At 67.1% G+C, this 13,836-nt stretch carries 12 protein-coding genes and 1 pseudogene; 9 read left to right on the top strand and 4 right to left on the bottom strand.

The genetic code is table 11. The features are described from left to right. Positions 1-116: pseudogene (locus CDO46_RS07860) on the bottom strand (S-(hydroxymethyl)glutathione dehydrogenase); the annotation flags it as partial. A gap of 136 nt (positions 117-252) precedes the next feature. Between CDO46_RS07860 and CDO46_RS07855 the strand changes: the two are divergent. From CDO46_RS07855 to CDO46_RS07835, 5 genes are all read left to right on the top strand, one after another. Beyond that, positions 253-1,839: a methyl-accepting chemotaxis protein gene (locus CDO46_RS07855; protein WP_087837965.1), complete on the top strand. Its 1,587-nt coding sequence runs from the start codon at positions 253-255 to the stop codon at positions 1,837-1,839. Between the two features lie 160 nt (positions 1,840-1,999). Next, positions 2,000-3,406: a D-alanyl-D-alanine carboxypeptidase/D-alanyl-D-alanine-endopeptidase gene (gene dacB, locus CDO46_RS07850; protein ID WP_087837992.1), complete on the top strand. Its 1,407-nt coding sequence runs from the start codon at positions 2,000-2,002 to the stop codon at positions 3,404-3,406. 130 nt (positions 3,407-3,536) lie between these two features. Continuing rightward, positions 3,537-3,848: a YqjD family protein gene (locus CDO46_RS07845; protein ID WP_087837964.1), complete on the top strand. Its 312-nt coding sequence runs from the start codon at positions 3,537-3,539 to the stop codon at positions 3,846-3,848. 10 nt (positions 3,849-3,858) lie between these two features. Further along, entirely contained in the window at positions 3,859-4,272 is a 414-nt protein-coding gene (locus CDO46_RS07840; RefSeq protein WP_165963159.1) for a phage holin family protein, read from the top strand. Then, positions 4,269-4,649, top strand: coding sequence for a hypothetical protein (locus CDO46_RS07835; protein WP_087837962.1), 381 nt, complete (start codon positions 4,269-4,271; stop codon positions 4,647-4,649). The genes CDO46_RS07840 and CDO46_RS07835 overlap by 4 nt, the downstream gene beginning before the upstream one ends. A gap of 21 nt (positions 4,650-4,670) precedes the next feature. On the opposite strand, the gene ubiD is transcribed toward CDO46_RS07835, so the two are convergent. Further along, positions 4,671-6,224, bottom strand: a complete 1,554-nt coding sequence (ubiD, locus tag CDO46_RS07830) for a 4-hydroxy-3-polyprenylbenzoate decarboxylase (RefSeq protein ID WP_087837961.1) — start codon at positions 6,222-6,224, stop codon at positions 4,671-4,673. A 742-nt stretch (positions 6,225-6,966) separates the two neighbouring features. On the opposite strand from ubiD, the gene CDO46_RS07825 reads away from it, so the two are divergent. Further along, the gene (locus tag CDO46_RS07825; RefSeq protein ID WP_087837991.1) at positions 6,967-7,791 is read left to right on the top strand and encodes a transglycosylase SLT domain-containing protein; all 825 of its coding nucleotides are present in this window, start codon (positions 6,967-6,969) and stop codon (positions 7,789-7,791) included. Between the two features lie 25 nt (positions 7,792-7,816). Here CDO46_RS07825 and CDO46_RS07820 read toward each other — a convergent pair whose 3' ends face one another. Then, positions 7,817-8,698, bottom strand: coding sequence for a sigma-70 family RNA polymerase sigma factor (locus CDO46_RS07820; protein ID WP_087837960.1), 882 nt, complete (start codon positions 8,696-8,698; stop codon positions 7,817-7,819). Beyond that, complete coding sequence (locus CDO46_RS07815; RefSeq protein WP_087837959.1) at positions 8,695-9,060, bottom strand: antibiotic biosynthesis monooxygenase; 366 nt, start codon at positions 9,058-9,060, stop codon at positions 8,695-8,697. The genes CDO46_RS07820 and CDO46_RS07815 overlap by 4 nt, the downstream gene beginning before the upstream one ends. Positions 9,061-9,292: 232 nt before the next feature. Here CDO46_RS07815 and CDO46_RS07810 point away from each other — a divergent pair, with 232 nt between their 5' ends. The 3 genes from CDO46_RS07810 to CDO46_RS07800 all read left to right on the top strand — a co-directional run bounded on the left by CDO46_RS07810 (position 9,293) and on the right by CDO46_RS07800 (position 13,822). Then, complete coding sequence (locus tag CDO46_RS07810; protein WP_217896296.1) at positions 9,293-10,942, top strand: tannase/feruloyl esterase family alpha/beta hydrolase; 1,650 nt, start codon at positions 9,293-9,295, stop codon at positions 10,940-10,942. A gap of 110 nt (positions 10,943-11,052) precedes the next feature. Then, positions 11,053-12,210, top strand: a complete 1,158-nt coding sequence (locus CDO46_RS07805; protein ID WP_087837957.1) for a serine hydrolase — start codon at positions 11,053-11,055, stop codon at positions 12,208-12,210. Then, positions 12,203-13,822 carry a carboxylesterase/lipase family protein gene (locus tag CDO46_RS07800; RefSeq protein ID WP_165963161.1) on the top strand — a complete coding sequence of 540 codons (1,620 nt, stop codon included), beginning with the start codon at positions 12,203-12,205 and terminating at the stop codon, positions 13,820-13,822. Before CDO46_RS07805 ends, CDO46_RS07800 begins: the two co-directional genes overlap by 8 nt. Positions 13,823-13,836 lie beyond the last annotated feature (14 nt).

Below are 13,836 nucleotides of genomic sequence, written 5' to 3'. Positions count from 1 at the left end.
ATGCCGGTGGCCTTGACTTCGATCAGCACCTCGCCGGCGCGCGGACCTTCCAGGTCCACTTCTTCGATGGTCAGGGGCGCGCCTGCCTTCCAGGCGATCGCGGCTTTGGTCTTCATGGGCTGCTCCTAGGCTATCGAGGGGATGCACCCGCGATTGTAGTGGGACCGACGAGGGGCCCGCGGGCAAATTGTCCTAAAGTCCGGCCGCCTTGCTGCCGTCAACCGTCATGAGTCGTTGTCCACACCAAGAGTCATGCGCAAGAATCTGCCCGTCACGTCGCTCGAGCGCTTCGTCGAGAAAAGCCGCCCCGTGGTGACCACCACCGACCTGAAGGGGCGCATCACCTATGCGAACCCCGCGTTCATCGAAGTCAGCGGCTTCTCGCGCGAAGAGCTCATCGGCCAGCCCCACAACATCGTCCGGCATCCCGACATGCCGCCCGAGGCCTTCGCCGATCTCTGGCAGACGATCAAGCGCGGCCAGCCGTGGCGGGCGCTGGTCAAGAACCGCTGCAAAGACGGCGGCTTCTACTGGGTCGAGGCCTATGTCACGCCGCTGTACGAGAACGGCAGGCACGTCGGCTACATGTCGGTGCGCAACGCGCCCGACCGCGCCGAGGTGGCTGCCGCCCAGGCCCTGCATGCCGACGTGTCGGCGGGCAAGGCGAAGTTTCCCGCCACCCCGCGTCCGCGCTGGTGGCATGCCCCCACCCCCTGGGGCGCGGGCGTGGCGGTGCTGTCGCTGGGCATGGCGCTGGGAGCCTGGCTGCTGCCGCACTGGGGCTGGATGCTGGGCCAGGCCGCGGTCGTGGGCGCAGCCGCGGCGGCATGGCGGTACCGGGTCTGGGCGCCGCTGCGCCGCGTCGACCGCACGCTGGCCGCGATGGGCGAGGGCATGCTGTCGGTCGCCGTGGAGGGCCGCCACCAGTTCGACCTGGGCGGCCTGCCCATGCGCATCGAATCGACCCGCATCCACCTGCGCTCCACGCTGTGCGACGTGCTGCAGGTCGCGCAGGCCGTGGACGGCAACGCCGACCGCGTCAACGGCGAGATCGCCGCGATCCGCCAGGTCATCGACGAGCAGCGCGACCGCCTGACCCGCATCGCCGCCGCGGTCGAGCAGATGAGCGTGGCCATCCGCGAGGCCTCGCAGCACACCGGCACGGCCTTGTCCCTGTCGGAATCGGCCTTGAGCGAAGTCGACACGGCCGAGGCCAAGATCGGCGACTCGGTGCGCGGCACGGATTCGGTGGCCGAGGCCGTGGGCCGCACCAACGAACAGATAGGCTCGCTGCACGACCTGGTCTCGACCATCTCCGGCGTGACGCAGGCCATCAGCGAGATCGCCAACCAGACCCGCCTGCTGTCGCTGAACGCGGCCATCGAAGCCGCCCGCGCGGGCGAGAACGGCCGGGGCTTCGGCGTCGTGGCCGAGGAAGTGCGCACCCTGTCCGACCGCACCGCCGGCAGCACGGGCGACATCGGCCACGCGCTGCAGGCCATCACCCGTTTCGCCACCGAAACCTCGACCTCCATGCAGGAGGCCGTGACATCGGTGCAGTACAGCGGCGAGCAGATCCGCGAGAGCGCCGGTTTCTTCGAACGCGTGCGCCGCTCGTCGTCGCTGGTGGTGGAGCGGGCGCGCGACATCTCCGGCATGCTGCAGCAGCAGTCGGCGGCGTCGCAGGAAGTGGCCGACAGCATGGAAGGCATCTCGGGCGAAGTCGAGCGCACTTCCGCCTCGGTGGCCTCCCTGGCCCAGGCCACCGAGGCGCTCAAGGGCACGGTGGGCGACATGCGCCAGTTGCTGGTGCGCTACGAGGCCTCGCTCCATCAGTGAGCCGCTTGCCGGCGGCCCAGCCGGGAACCGCTATGCTCTAGCCTGTTCGAATCACGGTACGGGAATCAGGGAGCGGGCGTTGTTGCAGAATGGCGTGCAAGCCGGCGTGGCCGAGAGCCGGCGCGGAAGGGGATGTGCCGGGGGAGCGCCCGGCGGGTGGATCCGGGCCGCGGCGGCGCTGCTCGCCTGCCTGGCAGTGGCCACGGCGCGGGCGCAGGCCCTGCCCGCGGAACTGTCGGAGGCCTGGGCCGCCACCGGGTTGCCCGAGAGCGCGCTGTCGGTGGTGGTCGAACCGGTGGACGGTCCGCGCATGGTCTCGGTCAACGCGGGACAGCCGCGCAACCCCGCTTCGGTCATGAAGCTGGTGACTACCTTCGCCGCCCTGGACAGCCTGGGTCCCGCCTACGTCTGGCGCACCCAGTTGCTGGTGGAGCCGGGCACCACCATCTCGTCCGACGGCGCCTTGTCCGGTCCCCTGTACCTGCGCGCCAGCGGCGATCCCTTCTTCAAGCTGGAAGACCTCTGGCAGTTGCTGCGCGAGCTGCGCGTGCGCGGCGTGCGCAAGATACCGGAGCTGGTCGTGGACCGCTCGGTATTCGGGCCGGTGGCCATCGACCCCGGTGCCTTCGACGGCGATCCCTCGCGGCCCTACAACGCCAGCCCCGACGCCTGGATGGTGGGGTTCGGCGCGGTGCGCCTGCTGTTCACGCCGGACCTGCGCAGCCGGCACTGGCGGGTGACCGTGGATCCCCCCCTGCCCGGGGTCAAGGTCGAGGGCGGACTGAAATGGTCGGACAACCCGTGCCCCGGTTCGCCGGTGGTGCAGACCGAGCCGTTCCTGACCTCCTCGGGCGTGTCGCTGCGGGTGGCCGGAACCGTGTCGGGGGGCTGCGGCGAGTTCAGCCTGTACCGGCTGGCGCTGTCCCAGCCGCGGCATGCCGAGGCCGTCTTTCGCGTGTTGTGGCAGGAAATGGGCGGCAGCCTGGCGGGCCGGATACGCGAGGGCAACGTGCCGGGCGACGCCGTGCTGTTCGCCACGCATGATTCGCCTCCGCTGGCCGAGGTGGTGCGCCATATCAACAAGCAGAGCAACAACGTCATGGCGCGCCTGTTGCTGCTGACGCTGGGCGCCGCCTACGAGCCGGGCCCGGCCACCGTGGCCAGCGGCGATCGCGCGGTCGACGGGATCCTTGCGGCGCGCGGCCTGAGGCTGCCCGAGCTGGTGCTGGACAACGGCTCGGGACTGTCCCGCGACGGCCGGATCTCGGCGGACAGCCTGGCGCGCCTGCTGGCCGCCGCGTGGCGGTCGCCCGTCATGCCGGAGTTCGTTTCGTCGCTGGCCATCTCCGGCACGGATGGAACCGTCAGGCGCCGCATGCGCGATTCCGACGCCGCCGGGCTGGCCCACTTGAAGAGCGGGTCGCTGCGCGACGTGCGGGCGCTGGCGGGCTATGTGCTGTCGGCGAGCGGGCGCCGCTATCTGGTGGTCAGCGTCGTCAACGACGAACGCGCGCAGCAGGCCAACGGCTTCAACGACAGGCTCATCGCCTGGCTGGTCAACCAGTGATGCAGGATGCAAGCGCCCGGTTGCAGGTGTTACCCGATGCTGCCCTTCGGATGCAAGGGTTCCGGTATGCGGGGGCGGCTGCTATCATCGGAGCGTCCAATCGTAAAAACAACGCAGGGAGCGCAACACGATGACTACCAGCACCGCAGGCAAAGAAAAACTCATCTCGGACGTCAAGGTCGTGCTCAATGACGCGGAAGACCTGCTCAAGCAGGCGGCTTCCAGCACCGGCGACCGCGCGGTCGAACTTCGCGAGCGTGCCCTGACTTCCCTCAAGCGGGCGCGCGAGAAGCTCCTGGACGTCCAGGACTCCATGCTGGAGCGCAGCAAGGCGGCCGCCCGCGCCACCGACGATTTCGTGCACGACAATCCCTGGCGCGCCATCGGCGTGGCCGCGGCGGTCGGCTTCCTGGCCGGCCTGCTGGTCAACAGCCGCCGCTGATCCGCGCAGCGTGTCCGCGTCGCCGCATCTGCTGAGTTCGCTCCGGGCGCTGGCTGCCACGTCCATCGGCATCCTGCGCACCCGGCTCGAGCTCGTCGCCATCGAGCTGGCCGAGGAAAAATCGCGCCTGCTGGGCATGGTGCTGGTCGCCCTGGCGGCCTTGCTGTGCCTGACTCTCGGCTTGATGATGTTCTCGTTCCTGATCGTCGTGGTGTTCTGGGATACCGAATACCGGCACCTGGCCATCGCGCTGGTCGGGGCGGCCTATCTGCTGGTCGGCCTCATCATGCTGATCATGGTGCGCCGGCAGGCCGTCCATGCGCCCCTGGTGTTCGAGGACACCCTGGCCGAGCTCCAGCGTGACCGCGACATGCTCGCCGCGGTCGCCGAGTCCGATTCCGACAGCCGCCGGGGGCCGCGATGAGCAGCCGGCGCAAGGCACGCGAGGCGGGCGACATCGAAGCCCGCAGGGAACTGCTGCTGGCTCGTTCGTCCATCGAACGCATGGAGCTGGCGGCTCATCTGCACCAGATCAAGGAAGCCGTGACGCCGGGGCAGGTGCTCAAGTCGGTCCTGCCCAGCCTGGGCGGCAGCGGCGGCATGGCCGCCGCCATGCAGGCCTGGCGCTTTCTGCGGCGCTACCCGATCGTGTCGTCGGCCGCCTCGATGGTGCTGGCCCGCGTGCGGCTTGGCGGCGTCTTCCGGCTGCTGAAGCTGGGCGGCGGTGCGCTGGCCGCCTACCAGGCCTACAAGCTCTGGCGGGCCATCAAGGAAGACCGCAGCCGGCCCGATCCGCGCTAGGGCCGGAAGGGGCCGCCGGGTTCACCCCGGCAGCCCCAGTTCCTGCCACAGGCCGTCCACCCGTTTCTTCACATCCGCATCCATCACGATGGGGCGCCCCCATTCGCGGTCGGTCTCGCCCGGCCACTTGTTGGTGGCGTCCAGGCCCATCTTGCCGCCCAGGCCCGAGACCGGCGAGGCGAAGTCCAGGTAATCGATGGGCGTGCGGTCGGCCAGCAGGGTATCGCGCACCGGATCCATCCGCGTCGTGATCGCCCAGACCACCTCCTGCCAGTTGCGCACGTCGATGTCCTCGTCCACCACCACGATGAACTTGGTATACATGAACTGGCGCAGCACGCTCCAGATGCCGAACATCACGCGCTTGGCGTGGCCGGGGTATTGCTTGCGCATCGAGACGATGGCCAGCCGGTAGCTGCATCCCTCGGGCGGCAGGTAGAAATCGACGATTTCCGGCAGTTGCCGGCGCAGCAGGGGGGTGAAGACCTCGTTCAGGGCGACGCCCAGCACGGCGGGTTCGTCGGGCGGCTTGCCCGTGTAGGTGGAGTGGTAGATGGCATCGCGCCGCATGGTGATGCGATCGACGGTGAACACCGGGAACCAGTCCTGTTCGTTGTAATAGCCGGTGTGGTCGCCGTAGGGGCCCTCCAGCGCCATCTCGTAGCCGTTGTCGGGCGGAGCCGCGACGCCGGGCGCCGGGACGGGGGCGATCGCCCGCGGGTCGGAGGAGGGAAGCAGATGGCCTTCCAGCACGATTTCGGCCGAGGCAGGAACGGACAGCGCGCTGCCCACGCAGCGGACCACCTCGGTGCGGCCGCCGCGCAGCAGGCCGGCGAACTGGTATTCGGACAAGGCATCGGGCACCGGCGTCACCGCGCCCAGGATGGTGGCGGGGTCGGCGCCCAGGGCGACGGCGACCGGGAACGGCTGTCCGGGGTGGGCCAGCATGTGCTCGCGGAAGTCCAGCGCGCCTCCCCGGTGCGACAGCCACCGCATGATGAGCTTGTTGCGTCCGATGGGCTGCTGGCGATAGATGCCCAGGTTCTGGCGCTTGCGGTTCGGCCCGCGGGTGACGACCAGCCCCCAGGACAGCAGCGGGGCGACGTCGCCGGGCCAGCAATGCTGGATGGGCAGGCGTCCGAGGTCGACGTCGTCCCCTGCGAGCACGATTTCCTGGCAGGGGGCGCCCCGGACTTCGCGCGGCGCCATGTCCCACAGGGCGGATTTCAGCATCGCGACCTTGCCTAGCGCGTCGCGCAGGCCGCGCGGCGGCTCGGGCTCGCGCAGCGAGGCCAGCAGTTCGCCCACGTCGCGCAGGGCGCCCACGTCCTCGGCGCCCATGCCCAGCGCGACCCGGCGGGCGGTGCCGAACAGGTTGGCCAGTACCGGCATGTCGGCCTTGCCGCGGCCGGGCTGCCGGGCGTTCTCGAACAGCAGGGCCGGTCCGCCGGCGCGCAACACGCGGTCGCAGATCTCGGTGATCTCGAGATGGGTCGACACGGCGGCCGGGATGCGCTTGAGCTCGCCCCGCGCTTCGAGTTGGCGCAGGAAGTCTCGGAGGTCGCGGTATTTCACGGGCGGAGCACCTTGATGGGGAAGGCTGGGGGAGGGGTCACTTTAACCCGCCGTGCCGATCGAGGCGTTCGGGGCGCGGATCCCGTGATCGGGGCCACGGCGGCGTGAAACAGGGCGGTCGAGACAAATTTTACATATGTTTCTGAATCTGATTCGGTCACGGCGATAGTGTATGCTCACTTTTATCTATCTTTCCATATACGGTCGGATGGGAACCGATAGAAAATCCCAATGATCACGATTGTCCGCCGGATGCACCGAAATGGTGAATTTTTACGGTTGACCACATCAAATCGCATTTCTACAATCCGCCAACTTTCAGCGTGTGCCCGGTGCCGTCGTCCTGATCGCCGCCCCTAGTGGGGCCGGACAAGACCACCGGGCTGCTTAACGGGCCATCGGGCGCCCACCATACTGGAGTTCTCTTAGCGGCGCGAACGCGCCCTCTGCCCGAAACAGGCATGGTCCCGAGCTATCTCTGCGGTAGCGACCATGCAGGTGTGCCGCCAGTCGTCCTGACAGCGGCGCGATGTGCAGCCAAGCAGGTTGTGGCCTCGATGTCCGGAGTCGTATCTCGATCGCTTCCGGATGCTGTGTTTTTGTGGCCCGCCGTTGCAAGGAGGTAAGTATGCCCGACGCGCAGTCGAGCTCGTCGACGGAGCAGCCCGACCCCCGGCCTCGACCGGGAGTCACGGATTGGTGCCGCTCCATCAATAGTTATGTAGGCCTGGCCGTGCTCGCCATGGCCGCCGTAGTATGGTCCGTTCCTGGTCTGCGTGACCAGGCTTCGCAATTCACCGCGTTCAACGGTGTCGATGCGCCCGTGGCCGAGCCGGCCCAGGTCGATGTCGCCTCCGCCGTCGCCGCGGCGGCCGCCGTTGCGGCCGTGGCCGACAACGTACAGCCGCACGCCCAGGCGACCTCTTTCCTGGGCTCGGTGACCAGCAATGCCGTCAAGCCGGCGCCGAAGCCGCATGCGACCAAGGTGTCGGCCGTGCAGGCCGAGTCCCTGGGCCGCTATATCGCGCGCAAGTACCGGGTCTCGAATGAGGCCACCCGCATGCTGATTTCCACCGCCTATGGCGTGGGACAGGAAATGGGCCTGGATCCGCTGCTGCTCCTGGCGATCATCGCCATCGAGTCCAGCTTCAATCCCTTCGCCGAAAGCCATGTCGGCGCGCAGGGCCTGATGCAGGTCCTGACCCGGGTCCACACCGAACGGTTCGAACCGTTCGGCGGCAGCCAGGCTGCCTGGAACCCGGTGGCCAACATCCGTGTCGGCGCATCGATCCTGAAGGAATACATCGAGCGTGGCGGTTCGCTGACGGCCGGCCTGCGCATGTATGTGGGCGTGGGTCCCGACGGCACCAGCCCGTACGGCGACAGGGTCCTGGCCGAACGCCGCCGCCTGGCTTCGGCCGCGGGCGTCAACGCCGACCTGCCGGGCGCCGCGCCGGCCACGCCGGCACGCTCGGCGTCCGCCAAGCCCATGCCCATCCCCACCGATCCGTCCTCGGAAGCGGTGTCGGTCAAGAACGCCGAGCCGGGTTCTCCCGCGGTCATGTAGGCCGGTTCCGGGCGGCGAACCTAAGCTAAGGTTCCCGCCACGTGCCGGAACCGGCACGCAGGTGCCGCAGCTTGTCCGGGTTGCGGATGACATAGATCGCGGTCACCTTTCCCTCCTCGACCTGCAGGGCCGTTGCCTGCAGGACTCCCCCATCTTCCATCGTGACGAAACCCGGCAGGCCGTCGATCTCGACGTAGCCCGCCAGGATCGACGGCGCCCGCGCGAAGTCGCCGGCCAGGCGAGCATGCCGGGCCAGGACCGCTTCCACGCCGACAACGGGGTAGGGCGTGGCGGGCACCTTGCCGCCGCCGTCTGCGTAGGCCGTCACGTCCTCGGCCAACAGCGCGCGCAGGCCTTCCATGTCGCCGTTCCGGGAGGCGGCGAAGAATGCCGCCGCGAGCCGGCTTCCCTGTTCCTTGGAGACGGGAAAGCGCGGGCGAGCGGCGTGGACGTGCTCGCGAGCGCGGCTGGCCAGCTTGCGGCAGGCGGCCGCCTCCCGGCCGATGGCGGCGCCCACTTCCGCGAAGTCCATGCCGAAGACATCGTGCAGCAGGAAGGCTGCCCGCTCCAGCGGGGACAGGCGCTCCAGGGCCAGCATCAGGGGCAAGGTGAGGTCATCGGCATAGGCTTCGCGGGTTTCCACGATGGGCTCGGGCAGCCAGGGGCCGACGTAGGTCTCCCGCCTGCGGCGCGCCGATTTCAGCTCGTTCAGGCACAGGCGCGTGACGATGGTGTGCAGCAGGGCTGCCGGCTGGCGGACCTTGTCGCTGTCGGTCGCCAGCCAGCGCACGTAGGCGTCCTGCACCACGTCTTCGGCCTCCGCCACCGAACCCAGCATCCGGTATGCCAGCCGGATGAGCCGCGGGCGCAGATGGTTCAGGTCCGGATCGGCCCGCGGTTCGCTCATCGCGTTGCACCGCCCGCGGTACGCGGCCGGGCGTGCACGGCGCTCACCTGGTAGAGCGCGGGAGCCACGCTCCTGGCAAGGCTTGCGAAACGCTTGAGCTGTTCCTGGGTGCCGGGTCGTTTCATGAAATCCTCGAAGTGCTCCTTCGATGCCCATTGAGCGTAGTTGACCACCCTGCGGCCGTCCAGGCTGCGGTGTAAGCAGACCGAAACGAACCCGGGCTGGTGCCGGATGAGGTGCTCGGTCGCCTCGGACAGGGCCCGGGTCAGTTCCTCCTGGTTCTCCGGTTCGACGTCGTAGACGTTGATCAGTGTCAGGCACGCGGCCTGGGGGTCGATGGTTGCGATGTTCCTGTTTGCCATGATCGTCTCCTTGGGACATTGCCGTTGGGACAGACATGACAACGCAGCGATGAAAAATGTGACGCCGCGAATGCAGCGACGGCTGATGCCTTTTCTTGCTGCCGTGGTGGTTGATGTGTCTCACGCATTAATCATTGTCTATTATGCAATTAACAACAGCCCCGGTTGTTCTTAATCTCTGGAGCGCTGGCCTCGAAAGACAAGTGCGCATAAATAGAAGACGGAGACAAACATGAGGAAGTACCGGGCGCTTCAGTTGGCGATGGTCATGGCGGGCCTTTCCGCATGCGGGGGAGGCGATGGTGCCAAGACAGGGAGCCCACCGCCGACTGCGCTGCAAGCATGCACCGGATTGCAAGACAAAGTGATCGCCGCCAGCCGCAGTTCGTTGCCGACTCAAGGCGCGTACATCGTCTCCGCCCGGCTCGTGGCCGGCTCCGAAGAGAGCAAGACCGGGGAATACTGCGAGGTACTGGGCGCCATCAAATCCGTCGATGCCGCGGCGCCCAACATCCATTTCCAGGTCAATCTTCCCTCCGACTGGAACGGCAAAGGCTTGCAGTTCGGTGGCGGCGGCTACAACGGCAGCATCCCCAACACGTTGGCCAAGGCACCGCTCGGCTCCAATACCGCGCCGGTTCCCCTGGCCCTGGGATACATGACGTTTGCCAGCGACTCGGGCCACCAGGCGCCCGACGCCGACGATGCATCGTTCGCATTGAACGATGAGGCGCTGCTCAATTACGGCTACATGCACATCAAGAAAACGCGGGATGTTGCTTCGGTCGTGGCCGAAATGCGCTACGGCAGCTCGCCCCGGCGGATGTATTTCGCGGGGGGATCCACGGGCGGGCGCGAAGCGCTGACCGCGGCACAACGCTTTCCCGACGCTTACGACGGGGTGATCAGCAACTATCCCACGGCGAACTTCCTGGGGCTTCGCCTGTGGGGCGCGGCGCTGGCACGCGCCGTGTATGACGATGAGTCCGAAGGCTGGATCCCGCCGGCAATGGTCAATGCCATCGCCTCGACCGCGTTGGCCGCGTGCGATGCGCTCGACGGAGTGGCCGACGGCCTCGTAAGCAACATGGCCGCTTGCCGGCAGCGTGCTCCCGCATTGCTCGATGCCTTGCGCTGCAAGTCGGGCGAAACAGGCCATCCGGACAACTGCCTGACCGATGTCCAGATCGAGAAAACCATTGCGGTCTACCACGACGGATACACCATCCCGTATTCGTTCGCCAACGGAATCCGTGCGTATGCCGGGTATAACAGCCTCGAAGGCGTCACCATGCAGCTGGGTTCGCAGGCTGCCTATATCGAGCCGCCGCAGAGCGGACCCAATGCCCACCACGCCAGCCGCGCGGACCAGTTCGTCAAGTATTTCGTGGCGCGCGATCCCGCGTTCAGTCTGCTTTCGTTCGATATCCAGAATCCCGGAGCCTACCAGGACCGGATCGTATCGCTGTCCGGCACGATTGGCGCCACCAGCCCCGACTACAGCGCATTCAAGGCCAGGGGCGGGAAGATCCTGTGGGTGCAGGGGCTGGACGACCCAAGTGTCAGTCCCTATGCGAATGCCGCGTTGTATGAGTCGGTCGTCGCCAAATACGGGAAGGGCGCGACCGATGATTTCGTGCGCTTCTATCTCGTCCCGGGATTGGCCCATGGCAACGGCAAGTTCGTGCCGGCCTGGGAGAACCTGGCGATCCTCGATGCATGGGTGGAGAAGGGAGAGCCGCCTCCGGCCGCGCCCATCGCGTTCGACAACAACACCGCCACGAAAAATCGCTCCCGGCCGCTATGCGTCTATCCGATGTGGCCCAAGTTCGACGGCACCGGCGACGTGAATCTCGCCGCGAGCTTCTCCTGCAGCGAATAGCTTCCCATTCTTCTGCGCAGCGGATCCCTCGGTAGCGCGTGGCTCCGTACGGCATCGCTGCGTCCATCCATCCCATCCTGATCCACGACGTTGTCTTGAGGAGAGTAGTCATGGCCACTCACGAAACCGGTCGGCGAGCCCTTTTGCGGGCGCTGGCGGTAGCGGTACCCGCAGGCGCTGCGGTTTCTCTTACGGGGTGCCTGGACGGCAACGATGCCCGGGCGGCCACGGCTGATCCGGGGCCGGAGCCCGGCGGCCAGGCCGCCCAGCCTTGGCAGTCGTTCGCCACCGTGGAGGAAGCGGGTTTCTCCAAGGCATCGATCGACTCGCTCGAAGCGGCGCTCTATCCGCTCGAGACGACATCCCTCATGATCGTGCGCCACGGCAAGATTGCGTACCGGTATGGGAACATCGATGACGTCGCGTACCTGGCATCGGCGCGCAAGAGCATTCTTTCCATGCTGTACGGCAAGTACGTCGAGGACGGCACCATCGATCTCGACAAAACCATGGGGGACCTCGGCATCGACGACAACGCCGGATTGCTGCCGATCGAGAAGACAGCCAAGATCAGGCACGTCCTGACGGCGACCTCGGGCGTCTACCATCCGGCGGGCAGTCCCGGGGGCTCGGCCAATACGCCGGAGCGCGGGTCCGTCACGCCCGGTACGCAGTTCCTCTACAACAACTGGGACTTCAACGTCGCCGGCGCGATTTTCGAGAAACTCACGGGCAGGACCATTTTCGACGCCTTCGCCAAGGAACTGGCCGAGCCGCTGGGCATGGAGGACTTCGACCCGTCGCGACAGCGCATGCTCGGCTACAAGACCAACGCATCCCGGTACCTCGCCTATCACTTCTTCCTGTCCGCGCGCGACATGGCCCGCCTGGGCGTGCTCATGGCCAACAAGGGCAACTGGAATGGCCGCCAGATCGTTCCAGCGTCCTGGGTCGCCGACAGCACGTCGCTGCATGTCCCGATGAGCCAGATTGCCGGCGAGCGGGACTGTGGATACGGCTACCTGTGGTGGCTGCCCTCCGAGTCCCGTTCTGCCGTCGAATGGCAGGGATCGTTCCTGGCCAACGGCAACTACGGCCAGTTCATCCTCGTGCTGCCGAACATCGATACGGTGATCGTGCATCGCAGGTCCGTGACGGATGAGTTCGCGGTGGCCCGGAACCTCGGGAATACCGACGTGAACAAGGCGGGGGTCAACGCGAATGCATTCCTTAAACTCGTCGATGGAGCATTGGTCGGCCATGTCTGAACGCCAGTCCATAACCGTGCGTCGCCGCCTGCGTATCGGCGGCCAAGTCCTCTGCGCCGCATTGCTGGGCGCTGCCATGGCGGGATGCGGCAGCGATGGCGCCAAGGCCCCCGAGGCTGGAAGTCCCGGAGGCAATCCGCCGGGCGAACCCCTTCCGCCTGGCATTGCGCGTACCTCTGCCGGCCTGGTCAGGGGCGATGTGGGAGAGATCGTGTCTTTCAAGGGAATCCCGTATGCCAGGCCGCCCGTCGGCGACTTGCGGTGGCGCCCGCCGGCCGATGCCGAACCGTGGGAGGGCGTGCGGGATGCCTTGGCGTTCGGCCCGGCATGCATCCAGGCCGGCTCGAGGGTCCAGAGCGAAGACTGCCTGACGCTGAACGTCTGGGTACCGCGCGAGTCCCTGGACCGGGGCGAGAAACTGCCGGTGCTGGTCTGGGTGTACGGTGGAAGCTTTGTCGGCGGCTCCGGAGACTTCGAGGCCGAGGGGCTGGCTCGCAAGGGGGCGGTGGTGGTGTCGATGAACTACCGCGTCAGTACGATGGGCTTCATGGCCCACCCGGGGTTGTCGGCCGAATCGCCGGAAGGCACCTCGGGCAATTACGGTCTGCTCGACATCGCGCAGTCCCTCAAATGGGTACGCAAGAACATCGCGAACTTCGGCGGCGATGCGGGGCGGGTCACGGTGTGGGGGCAGTCGTCAGGCGCCAGCGCCATCACCGCGTTGATGGTTTCCCCCCGATCGGATGGCTTGTTCGACCAGGTCATCCTCGACAGTCCGGGCGCGATGCGGCATTGGAAGACGCTGGCCGAGGCGGAGCAGGACGGTATCGCGATCGGGTCCGATATCGGCCAGTTGCGCAAGCTGCCCGCGGACCAGGTTCCCGTCATCCAGAATACCGGCGGCGGCACGGCGGTTCGGGCGCTGGCCGAGCCCCGGGTGATCGGTCCCGTGCTGGACGGGGTGGTGCTTCCGCTTGAGGAGCGGCCCGCATTCGAGCGGGGGCAGGCGCGGGCGGTGCCGGTCCTGGTTGGGTACAACACCGATGAAGGGGCGTCGTTCACCGGGGGATACCAGATCCGTACCGTGGATGCCTATCGGGCGTATCTCAAGGATCCGAAGATATTCGCGGAGTTCGGCGACGAGGCCTTCTCCTATTACCCGGTCTCCAGCGATAGCGAGGTGCAACGGGCGATTTCCGACAGCTTTGGCGACAACCAGTTCGTGTTCGGCACCCGGGGCATTGCCAGGGCGATGGCCGCGCAGGGGCAGCCGGTATATCGCTATTGGTTCCGCAGGAAGGGTAACGGCGGAACCGGCGCGGACGCCGTGCATGGCGCCGAGTTGCCCTATGTCCGGGCCGACGCGAGGCTCGATGCCGCGCCGTACACCGCGGACGACGTGAAACTGTCCCGCATGATGAACGATGCCTGGTTTCGCTTCGTCTCGACCGGAGACCCGAACGGTGGCGAGGTCACGAACTGGCCCCGGTACGACACGCGCTCCGAACCGGTATACGTCTTCGACGCGGCGACGGAAATCGTGAACGGTCCGCGCAATGATCGATTGGATTTCATCGGCAGGGTCGACGCCGCGCTGAATCCGGTCCCGTAGCGTGGCCGTGTTGG

The organism is Pigmentiphaga sp. NML030171 (genome assembly GCF_002188635.1).
GTDB lineage: Bacteria > Pseudomonadota > Gammaproteobacteria > Burkholderiales > Burkholderiaceae_B > Pigmentiphaga > Pigmentiphaga daeguensis.
The sequence above is the reverse complement of the archived record's forward strand: the minus strand, read 5'-3'. Positions and strand labels throughout refer to the sequence as shown.

Bases quoted from the DNA above. Each gene is read 5' to 3' on its own strand.
- CDO46_RS07855 (WP_087837965.1), top strand. From the start codon at position 253: ATGCGCAAGAATCTGCCCGTCACGTCGCTCGAGCGCTTCGTCGAGAAA.
- CDO46_RS07845 (WP_087837964.1), top strand. From the start codon at position 3,537: ATGACTACCAGCACCGCAGGCAAAGAAAAACTCATCTCGGACGTCAAG.
- CDO46_RS07835 (WP_087837962.1), top strand. From the start codon at position 4,269: ATGAGCAGCCGGCGCAAGGCACGCGAGGCGGGCGACATCGAAGCCCGC.
- CDO46_RS07825 (WP_087837991.1), top strand. From the start codon at position 6,967: ATGGCCGCCGTAGTATGGTCCGTTCCTGGTCTGCGTGACCAGGCTTCG.
- CDO46_RS07820 (WP_087837960.1), bottom strand. From the start codon at position 8,698: ATGAGCGAACCGCGGGCCGATCCGGACCTGAACCATCTGCGCCCGCGG.
- CDO46_RS07815 (WP_087837959.1), bottom strand. From the start codon at position 9,060: ATGGCAAACAGGAACATCGCAACCATCGACCCCCAGGCCGCGTGCCTG.
- CDO46_RS07810 (WP_217896296.1), top strand. From the start codon at position 9,293: ATGAGGAAGTACCGGGCGCTTCAGTTGGCGATGGTCATGGCGGGCCTT.
- CDO46_RS07805 (WP_087837957.1), top strand. From the start codon at position 11,053: ATGGCCACTCACGAAACCGGTCGGCGAGCCCTTTTGCGGGCGCTGGCG.
- CDO46_RS07800 (WP_165963161.1), top strand. From the start codon at position 12,203: ATGTCTGAACGCCAGTCCATAACCGTGCGTCGCCGCCTGCGTATCGGC.